This window comes from Streptomyces sp. NTH33, assembly GCF_003236365.1.
Taxonomy (GTDB): domain Bacteria; phylum Actinomycetota; class Actinomycetes; order Streptomycetales; family Streptomycetaceae; genus Streptomyces.
Genome location: NZ_POTZ01000410.1, coordinates 1 through 6211 on the forward strand (window position 1 = coordinate 1; position 6211 = coordinate 6211).

The window sequence follows — 6211 nt, forward strand, 5'->3', positions numbered from 1 at the left end:
TCTCCACGGGGTGGGCGGGGTCCACGTCCGTCAGGGCCCTGACCGGGTCGACCACGCCCCAGCCGACCAGGCGGTCGTGACCGGCGACCGAGCGTTCCGCGGTCTGTTCGATCTGGGCGACGACCTGCCGGGCCGTCCACTGGGGGTACTTGGCCTTCAGCAGGGCCGCCACCCCGGCGACGTACGGGGCGGAGAAGCTGGTGCCGTTGTCGGAGCAGTGGCCGCCGCCGGGGACCGTGGAGATCATGTCGACGCCGGGGGCCGCGACCCCGACGAACTCCCCCGACTGGGAGAAGGAGGCGCGTTCGTTGTTGCGGTCGGAGGACGCCACCGCGAGGACACCCTCGTACGACGCCGGATAGGTGACCTTGACGTTGCCGCCCAGGCCGTCGTTGCCGGCCGAGGCCACCACCACGACCTCCTGGCCGAGGGCGTGGTCGACGGCCTGCTTCAGGCGCGGATCGGGCTCGACGGCGTTGGCCGTGTCCTGGGAGATGTTGATGACGTCGGCACCCGCGCCCACCGCGTCGCGGATCGCCCGGGCGAGCGTGGCGGCCGTTCCGTCGCCCTCGGCGTTGTTCTGCTTCATCGGGATGATCATGGCGTCCGGCGCCAGGCCCACGAAGCCCGTGCCCTTGGCGGGGCGGGCCGCGATGATGCCGGCCACGCGTGTGCCGTGGCCGACGGTGTCGGTGGTTCCCCGGCTGTCGCCGCGCTCGATCTTCTCGCCCTTGGCGTTCTTGGCGGGCAGGTAGTTCCTGCCGCTGGACGCGTCGACGGCGGACTTCAGCTGCGGGTTCCTGATGTCGACTCCGGTGTCGATCACGGCGACCCGGACACCCTTGCCCGTGGACTGCGCCCACAACTCGTCCAGGTTGACCCGCTGCAGCGCCCAGGGACGGCCCTGGTACGGCTTCGACGGGAACGTGCACTGGCCGTCGTCCGCCCGGGCGACGGTGGGGGGCAGGACGAGTACGTGGGTCGCGGCCGTGAGCGCGACCGCCGCGGCCAGGGCCGCCGTTCGGGTCGCGGTCCCGGTACGGACGCGGCGGCCGGAGGTGCTTGCCTTCAGCATGACGCCTCCTCCGCGGCTACGAGCCCTGCGGCTGCCGTGCCGCGGCCTCCGACAGGCGCGGGCCGGTCGGCAGGAACGCCGACCACTCCGCGGGGACGGGGACCGGCTTGACCCGTTCGTAGCCGAGCCGGGTCTGGGCGATCCTCGCCTCGTTGAGCGCCGCCTTGCGCTGCTGGGCGGAGGTGCCGATGCCCTGGTCGTCGGTGGCGCTGTCGCTGTTGGACTGCAGGGCGTAGCGCAGGCCCGTGTCGGTCACCAGGAAGACGCCGCCCGCCTGCGTCTCCGTGCCCTGGAACTGCCGGAAGAGCAGCCCCGAGCCGGGAGTGACGTACGCGCTGGAGGAGCCGGTGGGCAGCTGCGCGGGGAAGTCGGTGCTCGCCCACGTGGACAGAGTCGTCCGGCCCTGGTCGTCGACGGAGTGCAGGACCGCGCAGACGGTGTTGCGGCCGGACGTCGTGCGGCCCCCGTCGTTCACTGTTCGCGGTTTGTACGCCGGCCACTTCTTGTCCCCGGCGAACGTCGTGCTGTCGGTGACCGCGCCGGGGCTGACCTGCTGGGCCTCGCCCGCCTGGCCGACGGCGACCAGGTCACGGCTGTTGAGCAGCAGCGTGGCGGTGAACTCGGAGATGCGGGCCACGCGGCCGGGCAGCACCACGTAGTACTGCATCCGCCGACCGTCGTACGCCTTGATGACCATGCCGACCTTGTCGTACTGGTCGTACTGCTGCAGTCCGCTGAACGCTCCCGCTGCCGCACCCGGCGTGCCGTCGATCTCCGGAATCGCGATCGGGTCGCCCTTGTGGAGGGTCGCGAGCCACTGCTGGGAGACGCGCTGCGGGGCGCGGCCCTGGGTGTCGAGGGCCTTGAGCAGTTCCTTGTCGGCCGGGCCGGCCAGTGGGTACGCGGTGCCGCCCGCGTCGACGACGTACTGGGTCTTCCCGTCGGGGCCGACGACGTACATCAGGTCGCCGCCCGAGAGCTTCTCCTTCCCCTCCGTCCTGGACCACTCCTTCCCGGCGAGGACGAACGCCGCCTTCTGGATGGCCCGGCCGCCGTCACCGGGGCGTTCGCAGACCACCCAGCGCTTGGGTGACTCGGCCTCGCCGGGTGCGGGCAGCCGGTCGGGCGCGTAGGGGATGCCGATCGTGGCGCCGTGCGGGGGCTTGCCGCTGTCGAGGACCTTCTCGTCGACGGTGATGACGCTGTCCTTGCCCGGATCCAGCAGGAGTTTCGCGGAGGCCATGTTCAGGACCGGGTGCAGCTGGGTCCGTTTGCCCGTCTTCAGCACCACGTAGCGCGTGGTCGACTGGCTGGCGACGATGACGTGTTCCTCGGGTTTGTCCCAGCCCTTGGGCGCCGTCGGGCTGAACAGGCCGATGCCCCCGAACACCGCGAGGACCACCACGCCGACGACGACGCCGGGCACCACCGCGCCCAGCGGTTTGGGGGCGCCCTCCTCCGTACCCGACGGCGAGGGCCGGAGAAAGGACGCGATCATGCGGCGCTTCGCGAAGGTGTAGGCGTTGAGTTCGTCCCGCCGTGATGCCATCTGTTTCCGCTCTCTCCCCGTGCGGAGTCGTGAAGGATTCGTGGGGGGGTCGGTGCGCGCACCGGTCCCGGTTCCTCGACTGCCTCTGATGCCTCAACTGTCAGCACCGGCCCCTACTATGCCTGTTGCGCGGCACCGGTCGCGGCACGGGTAGGGTGCTGAGGCCGTGAGGCGGCTGCGCGCCAGTGCTTTCAGGAGAGTTCGGGGGGTTTGGAGTGGTGACGTCCACAGCACGGACCCGATCGCGATCGCAACCGCGGACACGATCCGGCGACGCGCGGCAGTCGACTGCCCGCGATCCCCGCTCCGCCGGCCCGCCCGCCGCACCGGCCCCTGGTTCCCTCACCCTGCATCCGAGGTCCCGTGCGGGACGCGGGAGTTCGTTGGCGCTGCAGCGACTCGTACTGCTGGAGCTGGCCGTCGCGCTGCTGTTCTGCGGGTGGCTGACGGGGCCGTTCGCGCTCGTACCGGCGGGCGTCGCCGCCGCCGCCCTCCTGGCACTGGCCTTCGTGCGCCGCCGCGGACGTACCCTGCCGGAGTGGCTGGGCACCCTGCTCGCACTGCGGGCCCGCAGGCGGCGGGCGGCGAGCACCCCGGTACCGCCCGGCGTCGAGCCGGGGCTGGCACCCGCCGTCGAGTGCGAGCCGGCCCTGCGCACCTACTCCTACGGCGGCCGGGACCGGCGCCCCGTCGGGATGGCCGGGGACGGGACCTTCCTCAGTGCCGTCGTGCAGGTGGAGGCCGACGTCACGGCGTTGCGGGCCGAGCGGGGGCGGCAGCCGCTGCCGGTCGGGCTGGTGCGGGACGCGCTCGAAGTGGACGGGATACGGCTGGAGTCGGCGCAGATCGTGCTGCACACGCAGCCCGCGCCGGCGCTGCACCTGCCGCAGCACTCGGTGGCCGTGACCAACTACGCACCGCTGCAGGAGCAGACCGGTGCGCCCGCGGTGCGCATCACGTGGATCGCGCTGAAGCTCGACCCGGAGCTGTGCCGGGAGGCGGTGGAAGCGCGGGGCGGGGGGCTCGTGGGAGCGCAGAAGTGCCTTGCCCGGGTCGCCGATCAGCTTGCCAGCCGGCTGACGGGGGCCGGGTTCCGTACGACCCTGCTCAACGAGGAGGAGCTGACCGCCGCCATCGCCACGTCCGCGTGCGCCAACCCGCTGGTGACGGCGGAGGCCGGGCGGAGCGGGACACGGGAGCGGCGGACGGAGGAGTCCGGCCGCAGCTGGCGTTGCGACAACCGCCGCCACACCACCTACTGGGTCCGGCGCTGGCCCCAGCTGGGCGGCCGCGGCCCGTCCCTGCCGCAGTTCGTGGCGCTGCTCACCAGCGTGCCGGCGCTCGCCACGACGTTCAGTCTCACGCTCTCGCACGCGGAACGGCAGGAGACGGCGCTGTGCGCCCACGTACGGGTCACCGGGCGCAGTGACGAGGAACTGGTGGCCGCGCGGCGCGCGGTGGAGGACGTCGCGCGGCAGGGGGGCGCGGGACTCGCCCGCCTGGACCGGGAGCAGGTGCCCGGCATGCTCGCCACACTGCCCCTCGGAGGTGCCCGGTGACCGCCATGACCACGCGGACGGCCGACCCTTCGGGTGCGGCTCCGCCTTCCGTCGCCGAGCGGGTGCGGGGGCGGCTGCGCAGCGGCCTCGGGCTGATCGGTCCGCGGCACGGACGCCACACGCTCTCCGCTGAGCAGGTGGACGCGCTCGCGCTGCCCATCGGGGACGACGGTGTCGTCATCGGCGTGGACGCCGAGGGGCAGCCCGCCGTTCTGGGGCTCAACCGGCCGACGCCGTACGACGTCGTGCTCATCGGCGGCCTGTGGACGGCGCAGGTCCTGGCCCTGCGCGCGGCGGCCACCGGGGCGCGCGTCGCCGTGGAGACGGGCCGGCCCCAGTCCTGGGTGCAGATGGTGCACGCCATGGGCGGCGGTCAGAACGGCCTGGCCGTGTACGAGGTGGGCCGGGTGCCCCCGCAGGGCGCGTCGGCCGGCACGCCCGTGCTGGTCGTACGGGACTGCGGCATGCGGCCGCCGCGCGGCCGGGTCGTGTCGGGTCCCTGGCAGTCGGTGCTGACCCTGCTGCCGTACCTGAGTCCGGTGGCCCCTCGGCTGATACGGCAGGCACGGCTCGTCGGCGTCCAGCGGATCTCGCCGGACGAGGCGGCCGACCTGAGTCGCACCATGGCGTTGCCACGGGCGGACGTGGAGTCCCTGCCGGCGCTCGCCGACGGTGTCACGCTGTGGTGCGCCGACCGGGACCGGCAGTACGTGATGACCCAACCCACCGACGCCGAGACCGGGTTGCTGGGCAATCCGCGGCGGATGGACTGAAGTCTCCCTTCTCGTCCGGTTCGTTGGGGCCTGGTGGGCGCGTGTTGGGGATGGACGGGCCTGCCGGGTTGTGGCCTGTGGTGATTAGGCTGGGAGCGGGCACGACGGCGGTACCCGTGGACCGGGCGTCGACGGCCCCGGGGAGAGCCGGTGGATCGGACTGCCTCGAACGACCACGGACGACTCGGAACGACACGACATGGTCGCCCCGGCAGCATGAGGGTGCTCGACCACACCAGGAGGAACTGTGAACAGCGATCGGGACGGGATCCGCGGGGGCTGGGCCACACCCGACGATGACCAGCCCGACGCGGAGTCGGCCATCGAGACGACCGGCGAGTTCACCATCGACTACGCGCCGCCCGCCTGGTACACGCAGAACGCGTCGAGCGGTTCGGGGTCCGGGGCCGGGGAGGCGGAGGAGCCCTCCGGTTCACCGGTTGCGCCGGCTCCCGCGCCGGGGACACCCTTCGTTCCGTCGGCGCCGCCGCACACGCCGCCTCCGGCGTTCCAGCCGGGCGGTTCCTACACGCCGCCCCCGCCGCCCGCGCAGCCCGCGCCGCCGGAGGGGAACCCGGTGGCCGTGCCGCAGCTTCCGGCGGACAGTGGGTTCGAGCCGCAGGGGCAGGGGGCGGAGTCCGGGGCCGGTGACCTCGAAAGCGGTGCCACCCTGCGGATCTCCGCCGGTGCCCTGAAGCGGGAGATCGCTGAGCGGACCGACGCGCGGAGCGAAGCGCCCGGGACCGGGGTTCGGGAGGACGAGTCCGTCGCGCCGACGGAGGGAGAGGGCCGGGCCGCGGAGGGCACGGGGCCGGACGAGCGTGGTCCGGAGGGTGAGGCCGAGTCCGCCGACTCCGCCGACGGGCCCGAGGCGGCGGAGACCGGCGTCGAGGCGTCCGGTGACTCCGAGTCCGCCGAGGGCGAGCCGAGCGAGGCCGGGAGCTCCCCGGCCGCGGACACGGACGCGTCGCAAGCCACGGATGCCGAGGCGCCGGAGACCGGCGACGCGGACGCCGCCTCGGCCGACGCCGACGCCGAGGCCGCGGGCGGCGAGGCCGCGGGCGGCGAGGCCGGGGAGTCCGCTGCCGCGGCCGCCCAGCCTGTCGCGGCCGAGCCCCAGGACGCCGCCGCACCCCAGGACGCCACGCCGCAGGGCACGCCTGCCTCCTGGGCTCCCCCGCCGGTTCCGCAGGGGCCGGTGCCGCCGCTGCCGCCGTCGTACCAGCCCGCCGCGCCCGCTCCGGCGGCCCAGTGG

Annotated in this window: 5 protein-coding genes; 3 read left to right on the forward strand and 2 right to left on the reverse strand. The window is 73.9% G+C overall.

What is annotated here, in order from left to right:
- Together mycP and eccB are read right to left on the reverse strand one after the other, a co-directional pair.
- On the reverse strand, nucleotides 1–1075 hold a 1075-nt coding region (gene mycP / locus C1I97_RS28890), incomplete at its 3' end, for a type VII secretion-associated serine protease mycosin (RefSeq protein WP_111006071.1).
- A gap of 16 nt (nucleotides 1076–1091) precedes the next feature.
- The gene (gene eccB / locus C1I97_RS28895; protein ID WP_111006072.1) at nucleotides 1092–2624 is read right to left on the reverse strand and encodes a type VII secretion protein EccB; all 1533 of its coding nucleotides are present in this window, start codon (nucleotides 2622–2624) and stop codon (nucleotides 1092–1094) included.
- A gap of 215 nt (nucleotides 2625–2839) precedes the next feature.
- Here eccB and eccE point away from each other — a divergent pair, with 215 nt between their 5' ends.
- From eccE to C1I97_RS40190, 3 genes are all read left to right on the forward strand, one after another.
- Nucleotides 2840–4183 (forward strand): type VII secretion protein EccE, encoded by a 1344-nt coding sequence (eccE, locus tag C1I97_RS28900; protein ID WP_441349162.1) that lies wholly within the window; start codon nucleotides 2840–2842, stop codon nucleotides 4181–4183.
- Nucleotides 4184–4188: 5 nt separating this feature from the next.
- Complete coding sequence (locus C1I97_RS28905) at nucleotides 4189–4956, forward strand: hypothetical protein (RefSeq protein WP_111006074.1); 768 nt, start codon at nucleotides 4189–4191, stop codon at nucleotides 4954–4956.
- Nucleotides 4957–5203: 247 nt separating this feature from the next.
- Nucleotides 5204–6211, forward strand: a 1008-nt coding sequence (locus C1I97_RS40190) for an SCO5717 family growth-regulating ATPase (RefSeq protein ID WP_258382784.1), incomplete at its 3' end; no start/stop codon positions are given.